This is a genomic window from Methanobrevibacter sp. (assembly GCF_045636185.1).
GTDB lineage: Archaea > Methanobacteriota > Methanobacteria > Methanobacteriales > Methanobacteriaceae > Methanocatella.
Map to the genome: position 1 here is coordinate 1 of NZ_JAZTXC010000113.1, position 16,567 is coordinate 16,567.

The following is a 16,567-nucleotide window of genomic DNA, read 5'->3' on the forward strand; positions in this document are numbered from 1 at the left end:
GATTTATTTTGATAATTATTATATATTGCTTTAAACAAATAATATATTTGTAAAGAATATTTAACATTTATAAAGTATACTTTACTAATTTGACGTGATATCATGAAATTGAATAAAAAAATTTTATGCTTATTTATTGTATTGATGGCACTTTTGGCTGTTAATGCAGTAAGTGCAGCAGATAATACTTCAGATATTGTTGCAAGTGATGCATCAGTCTCTGAAATTGGTCTTTCTCAAGGAATTGATGAAAGCCTAGGTGCTGCAGATATATTTGTTATTACAAATCAAACATTCAGCAATTATTTCACTGCTGATGGTGAGTTGAGTAGCAATGTCAGTGCAGGATCTACTTTGGACTTCCAAGGTACTTTCACTGGTGAGGCTTATAAAGTAAACATAACCAAACCAGTAAACATCATTTCAAGTACCGAGGATGCGTTATTTAATGAAATTGGTAAAAAAGATACTACTGGAGGATGTTTCCACATTTCAGCTGGTGGATCTGGTACTAATGTAAGTGATATTAATTTTATAAACTCTGCTTTTTATGTGACCGGAGCTTCTGATGTTTCAATTGAAAACATCAATATGGTCGCTAACATGTCCGGTGTCGGATCAGGTACTGGATTCATGTGTATTCAGGCAGGTTCAAGATATGTAACAGTTAAAGACAGTTATTTTGAAAACGGAGGTACTGGTTCAAGTATACTTGTTATTGGTTATTCAGATTACTGTACTATTGAAAATAATGAAGTTTTCATTAATGGAAGCAGCGGAAATGCAGTATATATAACCACTTTTGTTCCGGCAAAATACTCAGGTAGTGAACCTACAGGAAACATAATTTCAGGCAATTATATTCACGGTAAGTATTCTGCTATGTGTATGGCATTGGTTGTTGCAGGTAATGAAAATGAAATTTTAGACAATACTATTGATTATAGCGGAAGCGGTATTGCAGGCCAGTCATTTTCTACCCAATATAATAACACCTATACTGGCAATATTTTAAAAGGAGGATGTTCCTTCACTGCCGGTGAAAATTCACAGGTTATTGGAAATCAGGTTACAGGTACATTTACTGCAGGCTCAAACAGTCTTGTAATAGATAATGAAATGATGTCCTTATCATTATCCAAACCAAATGTTGTCTTTACTGACAATCGTATTAGTGTAGGTGGAGTAACTCTTAATTCTGGTGCTACAAACACTACATTTACTAATAATGTTTTGGAATCTTCTATGACTGTTAAGTCCAAAAACAATACTATTAAAAAGAATGTTATTGGAACTGATGATGAATATGCAATTGATTTAACAACAAGTACCGGCAATGAAGTTTCAGAAAATAATTTGAAATCTGCTAACTTTACAGGAGATGCTGCAGTTAAATCAGATGGTGATAACTCTGTACACGACAATAGTGCAATAGACAATATTGTCACTCCATTGAATTTCTTCTATTTCTTTGATGGGTCTGGTCATTACAAAAACCTTAGTTTCACTGAATTGTACTTTTATGGTGATTTTGATCATTTGGTAGATACAATTGTGATTGATAGACCATTATCTCTTATAGCTATTGAGGCAACTTTAAATGACATGGCATTTTTCATTCTTTCAGATAATGTTACTATAGATGGTTTTGAAATGAATTTTGAAGCTGCTCCTGAAATAACTATGGGTTCAGCTATTTTAATGAACAATGTAACAAACATCCTTATTGAAAACATGAATATTGATTATAATTTAAATGAACCAAATTATGCTAGTGTTATTAACGCAGTTAATGCTAACAATTTAACTATAGCAGATAGTGAATTTTTCTTAGATGCTAAAACATCAGGTATGGAAAAAAATAACATTATTTATGTCGCTGCCTCATCTGATGTATTGATTGAAAATAATGGAATTCACGGACGCCTCCCATCATGCTACGTTGCTTGGAAGGAAGATCCTCCTGCAAGTGGTACTTATGTTAAAGCTCCTTTAAGTGAAGGTATTGTCATTGATGCATGTTCTGACTTAACCATGTCCAATAATGACATTATAATTACATATAATGATGTCGTTGGAACTTATGATACATTATATGCAGTTGATATTACAGATTCAGAAAACATTGAATTTGTAGGAAATGATATTATTGCTAAAGGCCATACCTATATTTACGGATTATATGTTGAAGCTGACGGCTTGTTGGTTGATGACAATAGCTTTGAAATAGACTCTGATGAAAATTATGCCAATGCAATTGAAATTGAGGCATCACAAGATGCTACTCTCAGCAATAATATAATTTATGCTGGTGCACCAAATCTTGCATACCCAATTTATTCAGGTATGAACGGCGGAGACTTGAAAGTTCAATACATCAACAACACAATTAATGCATTAGCAGACATTGTTTATGGTATGGAGTTATGCGGTACAGATGAATTTGTATCTGGAAACACAATCATTGTTAAAGGTAATCAGACTACAGCTATTGCCGCTAAATCAAAAGAACTCGCTATCCAGGATAATATTATCAATGCTTTAGGTGAAAACTTAGGAAACTCCACAACCACAGATGTATTTGTTCCAATGACTACTGCTATTCATTTAATTGGCTCTAATGCATTCATATTTGGTAATACAATCTACTCCTATTCCAGCGGTATTGTTGCTGAAGGAGCTGAGGCTGTAATTGACCGTAATACAATTGATATTATTGATAATGGTTTGGCTGATTCCTATGGAATATTAGCTGAAGGTTCAGACATTGGTATATTCTTTAACAATGTCACTTATGCAGGTAACACTACTGGCGATACTATTAACAATGCAGTTAACTTAATTGACTGTATTGATTCAGCAGTGGATGGTAATGTCTTTGATATTTCTATACCATCATGTTCTGTTGATTGGAGAGAAATTCCTGCTGCAAGCGGTAACTGGGTTAAATTCCCTATTTCTGAAGGTTTAGTATTCACTAACTGTTCAGACTTGATATTAAATAATAATAATGTAACTGTTAACGCCAGTTCTGCTGTCGGTGATTTTGATACCATTTATTGTATTGATATTAAGGAATCAGAAAATGTGAATGTAACTAATAATAATATTTTTGGTAATGGTTTATCATACATCTACGGATTATATATTGAAGCTGATGAGTCAAATGTTGAAAACAATATCTTCCTCTTAGAATCAGAGAACTATGCTAACGGTATTGAAATTGAAGCATCAACCAATGCTGCAATCAGCAATAATTACATTGATGTGGAATCTCCTGTTGTTGCTTATGGAATTTACTCCGGCATGAACGGTGGAGACTTGTTGGCCAAATATATAGAAAATAATATTTATGTTAATTCAGATATTGCTTATGGTATGGAGTTATGCGGAAGTGACGAAAATGTGGGTATGAATACAATTACTGTAGTCGGTAATAAGACTACTGGTATTGCTGCTAAATCAGAAAGCGTAAACATCTTTGATAATTTCATCTATGCTTTAGGTGATAACTTAGGAAACTCCACAACTACTGAATCATTCGAACCGATGACTGTCGGTATTCACGTGGTTGGCTCTCCTCGTTCATTAATTGAGTATAATATAATCAACTCCAATTCCAGAGGTATTGTTGTTGAAAATGCATTTTCTATTGTTGAGAACAATGAGATTAATGTTACTGATAACGGTTTGGATGATTCCTACGGAATATTGGCTGAAGGTTCAGACATTGGTATCTATGATAACAACATAACCTATATAGGTAGCAGTGATGGTGATACTATTAACAATGCGGTTAACTTAATAGACTGTATTGAACCGGCAGTGGATTATAATATCTTTGATATCTTTATACCATCATGTCCGGTTGATTGGAAAGAAGTTCCTCCTTCAAGCGGTAATTGGGTCAAGTTCCCAGTTTCTGAAGGTTTGGTATTCACTAACTGTTCTTATTTAGAATTAATGGGAAATGAAATTGGTGTAGAAGTCAATCGTGTTATTGGTGCATTCGATACCATTTATTGTATTGATATTAAAGATTCAGAAAATGTTGATGTCTCAGATAACTTTATTACTGGTGTAGGATGTTCCTACATCTACGGATTATATATTGAGGCTAATGACTCAGCTGTAGATAACAATACTTTCATCATCCAATCTGATAATTATGCTAACGGTATTGAAATTGAAGCATCAACCAATACTGTAGTCAGCAATAATTACTTTGATGTTGAATCTCCGGCTGTTGTTTATGGAATATACTCCGGTATGAATGGTGGAGACTTGGAAGTTGAATACTTAGACAACACTATTTTTGCTAAGTCTGACATTGTCTATGGTATGGAGTTATGCGGAACTTCTGAAAATGTTCAAAATAATCTTATCACCGTAATGGGTAATAAGACTACAGGCATTGCCGCTAAATCAAAAGACCTTAATATCTTTATTAATAGGATTAATGCTTTAGGTGAAAACTTAGGAAACTCCACAACTACCGATTCATTTGAACCAATGACTGTAGCTATTCATTTAATTGGATCTGTTGCAGATATTGAACGTAATGAAATTATCTCTAATTCCAGAGGTATTGTTGCTGAAAACGGTTTTGCTAAAATTAACGGAAATGAAATAAATGTTGTAGATAATGGTATGGATGATTCCTATGCTGTTTTAGCTGAAGGTGTGGACGTTGGTTTATATAAAAACAACATCACTTATTTCGGTAACACCAGTGGTGATACTGTAAACAATGTGATTAACTTAAAAGACTGTATTGAACCATTAGTGCAGAGTAATAACTTCAATATTACTATTCCGTCATGTTATGTTGATTGGAAACAAAATCCAGATGGAAGCTGGGTAAGCAGTCCTATAAGTGAAGGTATTGTCGTAGATTCTGATGAATTATATATGGAAGGCAATGTCATTGATTTAAAATATAATGATGTTGTTGGAGATTATGATACCATTTATGCAATAGATATTAAGTCAGATAATTCTAGTGTTAAAAATAATAAAATCAATGCAAACGGACACTCCTATATTTATGGATTATTGATTTCCGGTGAAGATTTCGCTGTTGAAAACAATACTCTTACTGTAGTGTCAGATGACTTCTATGCTAATGGTATTGATATTGAAGGACCTGCTAGCGGTGTTGTCAAAGACAATATATTCGTAACTAATGCGAAAGGTGTTGTATATCCAATTTATTCTGCAATGTCAAATGGTGATGTAACAGCTGATTATGTGAACAACACTATTATTGCTTATGCAGAAACTGCTTATGCTATGGAATTAGCTGGATTAGAAGAAAATATTGAAGGAAATAAAATATTAATTGGCGGTAATACTGCAATTGGTATTTACTCATTCTCTAAAGATGTAAATGTAAACAATAATACAATGTATCTTATATCAAATGACACTTCTTCCACTGCATTTTTAGGTAAATTAGGTAATGCAACAATAACCGACAATACCATTTTAGTAATGGGTGAATACACTATTGATGTAACTGCTATTGAAGCTGTAGTAAAAGATAACTACTTAATAGCTAATGATTTAAAAGGTGATGCATCCGTTGATTATAATCCTGATACTTCATTAGTTTACAACAACACTCCTAAAATGGAAAAATACTTCCTTACAAGTGAAGGTTTAGAAAAATACTATGGTAATGCAAAACCATTGGAATTCATATTGACTGATGCTTTAGGCAATCCTGTTTCCAATAAAACAGTTATCTTTACAATAAACGGTAGAAACTACACAAGAACTACTGATGCAAATGGTACAGCAAGAATTAACATTAATTTAGATGCTGGTAATTATGTGGTTAACGCAACCTATCTCGGTGACGGTTATAATTTAACTGAAACTGCTGATGTTACAATTTTAAGCACTATTGAAGGTAAAGATATTACTAAAATTTATAGAAACGGTACTCAGTACTATGCAAATTTCACTGACAGTGAAGGTAACTTGCTTAAAAATACTGATGTAAACTTCAACATCAACGGAGTATTCTATACCAGAAAAACAGATGAAAACGGTACTGCCAGATTAAATATTAATTTAAACCCTGGTAAATATGTCATTACTGCATATAACACAAAAACCGGTGAACAAGCAGCTAATAACATTACCGTTTTATCTTCCATTGTTGACAACAGTGATTTAACTAAATATTATAGAAACGCTTCTCAATATGTAGTTAAAATCCTTGATGATGCTGGTAATCCTGTCGGTGCTGGTAAAAACGTAACATTCAACATTAATGGTGTATTCTACACCAGACAAACCAATGCATCAGGAGAAGTTAAATTAAATATTAACTTACAACCTGGTAAATACGTAATTACAGCTACTTATAACGGATGCATGGTTTCAAACAACATTACTGTATTGTCTACTTTGGTAACAAAAGATCTGACTATGAAATATAAGGACGGATCAACATTCAATGCAACAGTATTGGATGGCCAAGGTAAACCTTTACCGGGCCAAAAAGTAGAATTTAACATTAATGGTGTGTTATATTCCCGTACAAGTGGAGCTGATGGTATAGCTAAGCTTAATATCAACTTAATGCCTGGTAATTATATCATTACTTCATCCTATAATGGCTATTCTGTTGGAAATAAAGTTACAATTTCAGGTTAAGGATTTAATTTCCTTAACTTCTTTTTTTTATTTTTTTTGCAATACTTTTATATTCTATTAAGTTCAATATTTAACTAACAAGTGTTAGTTATGAATAATAAAGAAAAAATTTTTCACGTTTCAATTGATTTGTTTTCAAAATATGGATATGATGGTGTATCTGTCCGTAAAATTGCTTCAGAAGTCGGAATAAAGGAAAGTTCAATATACAATCACTTTAAAAGCAAAGAATCAATCTTGGATTCAATACTGGAATATTATATTGGGGTAATGACGAAAGAGGAAATTCCGGTAGCTCGGGCAAGTGAAAATCTTGATGTGGGATTTGATTATTTCTATAGTTTCGGACTGGAATTTTATATTGACCGGCTGAAAGAAGAGGGCATGATGAAAATAACAAGGATCATTTTGGTTGAAGCATATCACAATGAAAAAATCAGAACATTTGTAAAGCAAGCTATTATTAATGGCCCGATTAATGGTTGGATTGTACTTTTTGATTTGATGAAAGAAAAAGCTGTGATTAAAAAAGATTGCAATTCAAAACAGCTTGCCGAATCATTCTACTATTATGGCTTGTTCTTGCTGATAGAACATTTCATAGTCAATTATCCTGAAGATGATGAGAAATTTTTAGTGGAATTTGGCGAAAAGACAAAAAATCATATTAAATTAATCTATAATTCCGTAAAAGTTTAGTGGGGGAAATAACATTAAAATAAGGCTGGAATCACAAGATGATTATCTGGAAGTTGAAAATCTTGTAAGGGACTCCTTTTGGAACGTATATCGTCCTGGAGCATATGAACATTATATTGTGCATAATTTAAGAAATGATGATTCTTTTATTCCTGATTTGGCTTATGTTATCGAAATCGACGGTAAAATAGTGGGTCATATTAACTATTCTGTTGGTTCAATGGATTATGGGGATGAAAAGATGGATGCGGTTGTATTGGGTCCTGTAGCTATTCATAAGGACTATCAGAATATGGGTTTGGGGTCCAAATTAATAGAATATACTTTAAACCTTGCTGAAAAGAAAGGAATTCCTTTCATTGTTGTCATTGGTGATGAAAACTATTATCACAGATTTGATTTTCTATCTGCATCAAATTATGGCCTGTATCTGGATGGAACAGATACGTCTGAAGAATGTTCTTTTTTTATGATAAAAATATTTGATGAAAGCAAAGTTAAAAATAAAAGGGGAATATTTTTCAATCCTCATGTATTTGATGTTGATGAAAATGATGTTGATGAATTTGACAAAAAATTTGAATATAGAAAAAAACTAGTATTGGAAGGTCAATTAGGTGTTTAGATGAAATATTTAATAATTAACGGTTCTCCAAGAAGAAAAAATACGTATGATGTTATAAAACAAGCTGTAAGTAATCTGGAAGGGGATTTTGAAGAAATTCATTTGATTGAAAAGCAGATTCCAATGTGTGTGGGCTGTACGAATTGTATAATGATTGGAGAGGACAGCTGTCCTCATCGCGATAAGGTCCAGCCGATTGTTGAAAAGATAAAGGAATGTGATGCCGTAATTGTCGGATCGCCGGTCTATGCAATGAATGTATCATCTCTTTTGAAAAATTTCATAGACCATACTGCATATCTTTATCATAGGCCACAATTCTTCACGAAAAAAGCATTGGTTGTTGTAACAACTGCCGGTGCAGGTCATAAAAAGGTAGCCAACTATATTGATGAAACATTAAGGCATTGGGGTGTAAATAAGGTGTATAAAATTGCAATGACTTGTGGGGGCAAGGAAACACTTGAAACATCACAAATAGACAAAACTGCAAAGAACTTCAGAAAGGATGTTGAATCCGATAAGCTGCACAATCCGAAATTTGCTGATATTATATTTTTCAATGTGTGGAAAGCCATGGCAGTTTTGGATAATTCCATTGAAGCGGATAGGAAGTTCTGGAAGAATACGGGCTTAATAAACCAGGATTTCTCTCCGGAAGTCAAATTGAATCTTATAAAGAAATTGTTTTCAAAATTAATGTTCAATATCTTTAAGTTAGTTTTTTAACTCGCTTTAAAGTAATCCTGTATTTTGACAAGGTAATAGTTAAGGTATCCGAATGAAAGAATGGAACCTACACCCATTCCGCAGACTAAACCGACATATATTCCAACATCATTCCATCCTAAAACAAATCCAAACAATCCTGCAAATACTATTTCAAGAATTAATGCTCTTAAAATTGTAAATACTAAAGCTATTGTTCCTTTTCCCATACTTTGGAATAGGTTTCCTGCTATTATACCTAAAGGCATTGCCAATAAGAAGAAACATAGGATTCTAATAGCTTCGGTTATTCTTGCAGACAGCAGTGCACTGTTTGTTGAATATGCAAATATGTGTGACAGAGGCTCTGCAAAAATAAAACAGATTGCACAGATTATAATGGAAGATATTAAACCTAGCTTAACTCCGTAATTCCTGGCTATTTTCATGTTCTTATAATTTCTGGCCCCATAGGCTGCACCGCCCACTGTTAATGTTGCCACTCCGATACCGATTAACGGAGCAATTCCGACTGAAATCAGCCTCCATGTTGCGGTATATGATGCAACGGCGATTGTTCCTGAAAGCAGAGTAAGCCAGTAATTCATCAGAATGGATACGAATGACAGGACAAATTGCTCCAGGCTTGCCGGAATACCTACAACCAAAATCTCCTTATAGATATTTAAATCTCTTTTGTACTCTTTCATGTTAATTTTTAGAAAGCTGTCTTTTTTGACAAACATCCAGTACATCATTAAAAACATAGGAATTGTTGCAGCTATTACTGTAGCTATTGCAGCTCCGCTAACGCCCAGATTCAGAACATAGATAAATATAGGGTCTAAAATCATGTTGATGATGGCAGTATACATCAGAGGATATGATGCCCTCTTGATTTCTCCCTGTGATCTGAATATTGCAGCCATCATTGCAGGTATGAAGATGGAAAAGCTTCCTGCCATCACGATATATCCGTAATTTGAAGCATCCGCAATTACTTCTCCTGCTCCCATTTGATACAATAACGGTTTTAGAATCAATAAAAGCAATATTGTTGTTATTATGGTTACTATTATGCTCAGCATCATTGAGTGAATTGCACTGTTTCCCGCAGTCTCATATTTTTCAGCTCCAATGCATCTTGCAATCAGACTGTTGGAACCTGCTCCAAGACCGTTTGCAAAACCTACTAAAGTCAGGAAGAGTGGTGTTACAAATCCAACGGCAGCCAATGCGCCGGCACCGAGTCCTCCAACCCAAACACCATCAATGATATTGTTCAATATCATAAATAGGTTACTTATAATGATTGGGACTGCCAACTTGTTTATTGCCTTTTTAGGGTGATTTACAATCAAATCAATATCTTCGTTCGCTTCCATAATAATCAACTTTATATGAATATTTGTACCCTGTCACTTAAAAAAGTTGTTGATGCTTTAAAAATTTGCTTTTTTGGGTGATTTTTCAATATCTTTATTAATTAATTAAAATATATATTATACTATTATTAATGATAATTACTATGGTGTTTAAATGAGTGAGGATATTGAAAAAACCATTAATGAATTACATATTTATGAAAAGAAACTTTTAAAAGAACTAGAGACAAATCCGGATGCAACTCCTGAAGAGATTGCTGAAAATACAGGTATGGATATCAAATCAGTAATGAGTGCTGCAGGTTCTCTTGCATCAAAGGACATTATTGATGTTGACAAGGAAGTTCAGGAAACCTATTCCCTAACCGAAGACGGTCTTCATTATGCTAATCACGGTCTTCCCGAAAGAAAGATATTGGACGTTTTATCCAAAAAGCATCAAATTCACATGAAAGATTTGTCTAATGAAACGGGTATCGATAAAAAAGAGGCAAATATTGCTCTTGGATGGTTACGCCGTAAGGACTGGGCTCAAATTGACAAAGGTGTTGTCAACATTACAGATTTCGGTATGGAGTTTTCAGACAAACTTGGCACTGATGAAAAAGTTCTGGAGCATCTTAAAGCCAATGCCGAAGGTGTTAAACTTTTCACTGATGAATTGAGGGATGGTTTTTTAAAGCTTACTGGTAGGAAAAATATCCTAAATGTTCAAAAAGAAACCTCACATTCTTTTACAATATTGCCTAAAGGTGAAGAAATTGTTAAGCATGGATTCACCATACAGGAGCAGGCTACTCAATTAACACACCAACATTTAAAAGATGGAGAATGGAAAAACTTACAGTATCGTCCTTATGATATTAATGCTGAAGCTCCAATAATATTTGCAGGTAAAAAACATCCTTTAAGAGTTATCATTGATGAAATTCGTGAAATATTTTTGAATATGGGATTCTCTGAAGATAAGGGGGACTATGTTGAATCTGCATTCTGGAACTTCGATTCACTCTTCCAGCCTCAGGATCATGCTGCCCGTGAAATGCAGGATACATTCTATCTTAAAAATCCGCTGACCTGCGATTTGCCAGATGCTGATCTGGTTAAATTAACTGCTGAAACTCATGAAAACGGTGGTGGAACAGGTTCTACTGGCTGGCAATATGACTGGAGTGAAGACATTGCACGCCAAAGTGTTTTAAGAACCCACACAACCGGAATTTCAACCAAACATCTCTATGACTTTGAGCCTCCAATCAAAATGTTTTCCGTAGGAAGAGTATTCAGAAGAGAAACTTTCGATTATAAGCACTTGCCGGAATTTCATCAGGTTGAAGGGCTTGTCTGTGATGAAGGAATCAGTTTCCAAAATCTTTTAGGTACTTTGAAGGAATTCTATAAGAAACTTGGTTTTGAAGTAAGATTCAGACCTGCTTATTTCCCTTATACTTACTTGTCTACTGAAACCGAAATCTATCTCGAAGAGAAGGAAAGCTGGATTGAACTTGGAGGGGCAGGAATGTTCAGGCCTGAAGTATTGAAGCCTTTGGGTATTGATAAACCAGCTCTTGCTTTCGGTTTAGGCATTGAAAGACTGGCCATGATTAGATACGATGTATCTGACATTCGTATGCTTTACAAGAGTGATATCAAATGGCTTCGTGAACTTAAATTAGATGATGGAGTGAAATTATAATGTCTGTCAAGTTAGTTTCTTGGAATGTAAATGGAATCCGGGCCGTATCTAAAAAGGATGAATTCTGGGATTGGTTTGACAATACTGATGCAGACATCATCAACTTTCAGGAGGTAAGGGCAACCAAAGATGATATTCCAAAGAAATTAGCTGATGTTGAAGATTATGATTCATACTTTAACGAAGCAGAGAAGAAAGGATACAGCGGTGTTGCGACTTACTCCAAAATCGAAACCGTCGATGTTACTCGCGGATTGGGTATTGAAGAGCTTGACAATGAAGGAAGGGTATTGAAAGTTGAATTTGAAGATTTCATTCTTTACAATATCTATTTCCCCAACAGCGGCATGGAAGCTAAAAGGCTGGATTTCAAAGTGGCTTTCTGTGATGCTTTGCTGGATGAGTTAAAGGAACTCAAAAGTCAGGGCAAAAACCTTGTCATTACCGGCGATTACAATATTGCACATCATCCTATTGATGTTTACAATCCTAAAAACTGTGAAGGAAAATCCGGTTATCTTCCTGAAGAGCGTGCATGGCTAGATGAACTTGAAGATGCGGGTTTTGTCGATACTTTCCGTATGTTTGACGAAGGTGAGGACAATTTTACCTGGTGGAGTTATCGTACCCGTGCCCGTCAGAGGAATGCCGGATGGAGACTGGATTATTTTTATGTTAATGAAGAGATTAAAGACAATGTCAAATCAGCTGCCATTCTAAGTGATGTTTATGGTTCTGATCATTGTCCTGTAACTTTGGAACTTGATTTTAATAAAGGTGATTAATATGGTAGATAGAGCTATGGAAGACGATCGTGTAGTATTTTTTGATGTGGATGATACATTATTGGATACTTCCACTTTTGCACAGACTGCAAGAAAAGCAGCTATTGAATTAATGGTTGACAATGGATTGCCTTTGGACAAAGACGAGGCTTATGGTGTTTTGAAAACCATAATTCGTGAAAAAGGTTCTAATTATGGTAAACACTTCAATGTGCTAACTCAGGTAGTTTTGGGCCATGAAGATCCAATGCTTGTCGCTTTGGGTATGATTACTTACCATAATGTTAAAATGGCACTTTTAAGGCCTTTTGCTGATACTATTGACACATTAATTTATCTTAAAAGTCAAGGATATCGTTTGGCTGTAATATCCAATGGAATTACCATTAAGCAATGGGAAAAACTTGTCCGTTTGAATGTCTATTCATTTTTCGATGAAGTAATAACCTCAGAAGAGGTGGGCAAAAAGAAACCTGACAAACTGATTTATGATGTTGCTTTAAGAAAGATGAATGGGGATCCTGAAAAGTCAGTAATGATTGGAAACAAGTTTAGGGAAGATGCTTTAGGTGCTGTTAATGCAGGAATGAGTGCAATTTTAGTTAATTCAGATGTTACTGAAGACGATAGGGATTTTATTAAAAGAGAGCAACTTGACATTACCATAATTGAAAATATAGGTGATGTCAATACAATATTATAGCTAGAAGAATGCGTCAAGGCTTTGCTGTTTTTCACCGACAGCCAAGTCCTGCAAATCTTTTTTGGAATATCCCAGCGGTTCCATTATACGGCCAACGGCGGGAATTATCTGATTATTGATATAGTAATCTTTGTCGTAGGTAATGCCTTCGCTGTATTCATACGGCACTGCACGCTGACTTATTGAACCCTTTCCTTTTTTTATTATGTATTGGATGATGGTGCCTCTGGTTACCTTTATTCCGTGGTCTTCTATGATTTGGGCGGCCACTACATGGGGACCGACCTGTTTATAATCCTTCAGGGGCTTGTTGATTTGTGTGTGGATGATTAATTCCTTGTTTTCAACATCTCCTTTTCTGATTCTTTTAAGCACTTTTTTAACCTCAGCTATTGCCTTTTCAGCATCTCCCTCTCCGAGCAATGCCATCAAAACAGCTTCCTGGGTTTCCTTAACGATTGGTGCCCAGTCTCTTCTAACAAGTTCTAATCCTTTAGCTATTATCTCTCCATCTTCAATAACGGCATACCTTTTTTTAGTTACAAAGAATCCTCTTCTGTAAAATCCTTCATATTCAAGTTCCATGCTTTCAGGCAATGCTGCATTGAAATCCTTTAAAAAGACTTGTGCCTGAGATTTTATTTCCGCTTCAATTTGGAGCTGTTCAGGTGTTTCCTTCATCGTAGATATTTTTGATAAAAGTATTTAAAATAGTTTTTTAAAGCAATTTTTCCTATGTTATGAGGCAATGATTTTCCATATATCAATTGCCTATGAAATAATGAAAATTATGTTCAATAAAACTAATAGTTACTTTTCCATTTTTAATCTGATTATGTGGCTTTAACATTAACTGGCAATGTTTTTGAAATCAGTTATGGTTTATAGATAGGATATACATGTTCATGTTCATTTTCCAACAGTTAATTATATTCAAGGCAATAAGCTTTTTTGAGCAGCATTCAAAAGGGTGCTAAAAAAATGTTTTAATGTATTAAAAGGTCAATTAAGCAAGAAAAAATAAGCAATGAATTAAAAAAAGAAAAAATGATGATTCTCTATGAATCATCTCTAATTGGTATTATTATTACTACTATCAGAACCTACGTAGGTTGCTACCCATTGGTCAACGGTTAATCCTATTCCTTTACCGTTCGGTGAATCAATAACCACATTATCGGAAGATCTTACCCACAGTTCATACTGTCCTATGAAGTAAGTTCCAGGGGAGCCTGGGAATGGATTGTCTGGAGTGTTATTTAAGTCCTGACCATTATCAGTAGGTTTAGGATTGTAATCATTAGTTGATGCGACAGAACTTCCGGAGATGCCTGAAGCTAAATTGTCTGCCAAATCATCTGTAATAGTGATAACTTCTTTAGCACTGGATGCGGCATATTTGTCATTTCCAGCATATTTTACTTCAAGTTCATACTTTCCGGCATTTTCCCCACTAATCATCAGATATCCTTTACCGTTATTGTCAGTAGTTACGGAATATGTTTCATTACCATTAAAGGTAATATTCAAAGTTTGACCTGCAATAGCATTACCTTGAGCATCTTTCAGTTCAAAGTGTACTGCTTCCCCATTTTGAAAGGTTTCATTATTTATTATTTTTATTTCTGTCTGTGTCTTTCCAACTTGTCCAAAAATAATAGCAGCACCGGCAGCAATTATGATGACGACCACGATGGCAATTATTATATTTTTATTCACAATTTCACCTCTAATTGGTACTTTTGTAGACAACATTATATAAATATTATTGTTTATTCAGTTTTATTTTTTAAAGTAAAATTCTGTTCATTTATGTAAATATGCTTATGTTTTAAGATAATTTCATGATTTTTTTTCACTAATTACAGATAAACTTGAAGTTTTTTCAGTTGTGCGAATAATTATAAAAAAGTTAAAATGAATTATATTCAAAATTAAATAATTCCCAACAACACTTCCCAACTATTTTTCAGCTAATTAAAAATCAAATCAACAAAGTTTTTTAAAGGCAATTTTTTCCGCTCAGGAAAATTTTTATCTCCTGATATGTAAGTATTTCCTTGAAATATTATCGTATTACTCTTCAAATGCTCTAGGAATTAATTTATATGTCTTTTTGAATATAATATAAGTTAGAGGTTTGATATTATGGAAACAAAAGAATTGATTTCAAGTTATGATGAGGCAAATGATACATTTGTCGCTAAAATGTCTGATAAAAAGGGATACTATGCAAACTATGATATAGCTGACGGAATATTTTTAAACATCGATAAGAATAGACTTCCAGTATCTGTTCAAATCAATGATGCATCTTGCGTTTTGAATGTCAAAAAAAGTGTTTTGCAGGACCCTGATGTGTCCATATTGATTGAATGTGTCGGGGATAAAATCCATTTAAAGCTTTCCATAGCAGACAGGGAGATTTTTTCCAATAATTCAGCCAATATATTTGATATTCCGGAAGTCAGCTATGAGATTAGAGCCAGTTAGGGGGTGATTTTGTGAACTTTTCAAGGGAAATAAATGATGAGCTGCTGGAGGATTTTGTCTATGACTATGAGGATGAGCTTGAAGAGGTTGATGTGGATGAGATAATAGCCAATCTAAAAAACAACATTTCAGATTATATTTTAGAAAATCCTGATGACATGATTTTGGAGGAGCCGATGTCTGATATTGACTTTGAATATGAGGAGGTGAAAGTTCCTGATGAGATATTGGAAGAATTAGAGCCTAAAGACAATCTTTTGGATTATGTGGATAAATAATATATGTCATTATCCACATATTATTTTTATGGATGAGGAATATTATATTGAAGACAATGATTTGATCGTTTTGCTTAAGGATGTTTTGGGCGATAAAATCACTGATGAGGATATTGATAGGATTTTAGCCGCAAGCGGTGATGACAATATTACCGAAGATGATTTCGATTTTCTTGTTGATGAAATACTTGCAAAATCAAAAACTAAAGAGTTATCAAGAAATGTGGAGCCGTTGATTCCTCCTGAAATCTCTGATGAAGAGGAATATGTATACATATCCACATCACCGGATAAATGTCCCATTTGCGGAGGCACCCTTATTGATGAAAATTTCTGTCCTGTCTGCAATCTAAAATTTTCAGTTGTCTCTCATGAAGACAAAAATCCTTAAAAAAATAAAGTTTATATATAATGAAAAAGTAATATTTTATTATCATTATTCATTAAGACTCTTTTTTGCTCTCATAATGTAAATTGTTATTTTTCTTGTCCTGCAGTTTACAGAAAAGAGACTTATTGACAGCGATTA

The 16,567-nt window shown here is 34.1% G+C and carries 13 protein-coding genes; 10 read left to right on the forward strand and 3 right to left on the reverse strand.

Translation table 11 applies throughout. The annotated features are described in order from the left end of the window. Window positions 1-102 precede the first annotated feature (102 nt). From ACKI3Q_RS06535 to ACKI3Q_RS06550, 4 genes are all read left to right on the forward strand, one after another. On the forward strand, window positions 103-6,666 hold the full coding sequence (locus ACKI3Q_RS06535) for a hypothetical protein (RefSeq protein ID WP_407415442.1): 6,564 nt from the start codon (window positions 103-105) through the stop codon (window positions 6,664-6,666). Window positions 6,667-6,756: 90 nt separating this feature from the next. Next, entirely contained in the window at window positions 6,757-7,365 is a 609-nt protein-coding gene (locus ACKI3Q_RS06540) for a TetR/AcrR family transcriptional regulator (RefSeq protein WP_407415444.1), read from the forward strand. A 25-nt stretch (window positions 7,366-7,390) separates the two neighbouring features. After that, a complete protein-coding gene (locus ACKI3Q_RS06545; protein WP_407415466.1) occupies window positions 7,391-7,990 on the forward strand; it encodes a GNAT family N-acetyltransferase in 600 nt (199 codons plus the stop codon). Then, complete coding sequence (locus ACKI3Q_RS06550) at window positions 7,991-8,719, forward strand: flavodoxin family protein (RefSeq protein ID WP_407415446.1); 729 nt, start codon at window positions 7,991-7,993, stop codon at window positions 8,717-8,719. On the opposite strand, the gene ACKI3Q_RS06555 is transcribed toward ACKI3Q_RS06550, so the two are convergent. Beyond that, window positions 8,716-10,083 carry an MATE family efflux transporter gene (locus ACKI3Q_RS06555; protein ID WP_407415448.1) on the reverse strand — a complete coding sequence of 456 codons (1,368 nt, stop codon included), beginning with the start codon at window positions 10,081-10,083 and terminating at the stop codon, window positions 8,716-8,718. The two genes, ACKI3Q_RS06550 and ACKI3Q_RS06555, sit on opposite strands and share 4 nt — an antisense overlap. Before the next feature lie 154 nt (window positions 10,084-10,237). On the opposite strand from ACKI3Q_RS06555, the gene ACKI3Q_RS06560 reads away from it, so the two are divergent. Genes ACKI3Q_RS06560 through ACKI3Q_RS06570 form a run of 3 tightly spaced genes read left to right on the forward strand, consistent with a single transcriptional unit; the run spans window position 10,238 to window position 13,267 of the window. Continuing rightward, the gene (locus tag ACKI3Q_RS06560; RefSeq protein ID WP_407415450.1) at window positions 10,238-11,779 is read left to right on the forward strand and encodes a phenylalanine--tRNA ligase subunit alpha; all 1,542 of its coding nucleotides are present in this window, start codon (window positions 10,238-10,240) and stop codon (window positions 11,777-11,779) included. Next, window positions 11,779-12,564: an exodeoxyribonuclease III gene (locus ACKI3Q_RS06565; RefSeq protein WP_407415452.1), complete on the forward strand. Its 786-nt coding sequence runs from the start codon at window positions 11,779-11,781 to the stop codon at window positions 12,562-12,564. The genes ACKI3Q_RS06560 and ACKI3Q_RS06565 overlap by 1 nt, the downstream gene beginning before the upstream one ends. Before the next feature lies 1 nt (window position 12,565). Further along, window positions 12,566-13,267 carry a TIGR02253 family HAD-type hydrolase gene (locus tag ACKI3Q_RS06570; protein ID WP_407415454.1) on the forward strand — a complete coding sequence of 234 codons (702 nt, stop codon included), beginning with the start codon at window positions 12,566-12,568 and terminating at the stop codon, window positions 13,265-13,267. On the opposite strand, the gene ACKI3Q_RS06575 is transcribed toward ACKI3Q_RS06570, so the two are convergent. Both ACKI3Q_RS06575 and ACKI3Q_RS06580 read right to left on the reverse strand, forming a co-directional pair. Continuing rightward, window positions 13,268-13,948: a DNA polymerase domain-containing protein gene (locus tag ACKI3Q_RS06575; RefSeq protein WP_407415456.1), complete on the reverse strand. Its 681-nt coding sequence runs from the start codon at window positions 13,946-13,948 to the stop codon at window positions 13,268-13,270. It abuts the gene before it with no gap. A gap of 390 nt (window positions 13,949-14,338) precedes the next feature. Next, window positions 14,339-14,986, reverse strand: coding sequence for a hypothetical protein (locus ACKI3Q_RS06580; protein ID WP_407415458.1), 648 nt, complete (start codon window positions 14,984-14,986; stop codon window positions 14,339-14,341). Window positions 14,987-15,415: 429 nt separating this feature from the next. On the opposite strand from ACKI3Q_RS06580, the gene ACKI3Q_RS06585 reads away from it, so the two are divergent. From ACKI3Q_RS06585 to ACKI3Q_RS06595, 3 genes are read left to right on the forward strand one after another with little or no spacing between them, the layout of a single operon-like run. Beyond that, window positions 15,416-15,760: a hypothetical protein gene (locus ACKI3Q_RS06585; RefSeq protein WP_407415460.1), complete on the forward strand. Its 345-nt coding sequence runs from the start codon at window positions 15,416-15,418 to the stop codon at window positions 15,758-15,760. Window positions 15,761-15,771: 11 nt separating this feature from the next. Continuing rightward, window positions 15,772-16,038, forward strand: a complete 267-nt coding sequence (locus ACKI3Q_RS06590) for a hypothetical protein (protein WP_407415462.1) — start codon at window positions 15,772-15,774, stop codon at window positions 16,036-16,038. Between the two features lie 28 nt (window positions 16,039-16,066). Beyond that, on the forward strand, window positions 16,067-16,429 hold the full coding sequence (locus tag ACKI3Q_RS06595; RefSeq protein WP_407415464.1) for a hypothetical protein: 363 nt from the start codon (window positions 16,067-16,069) through the stop codon (window positions 16,427-16,429). Window positions 16,430-16,567 lie beyond the last annotated feature (138 nt).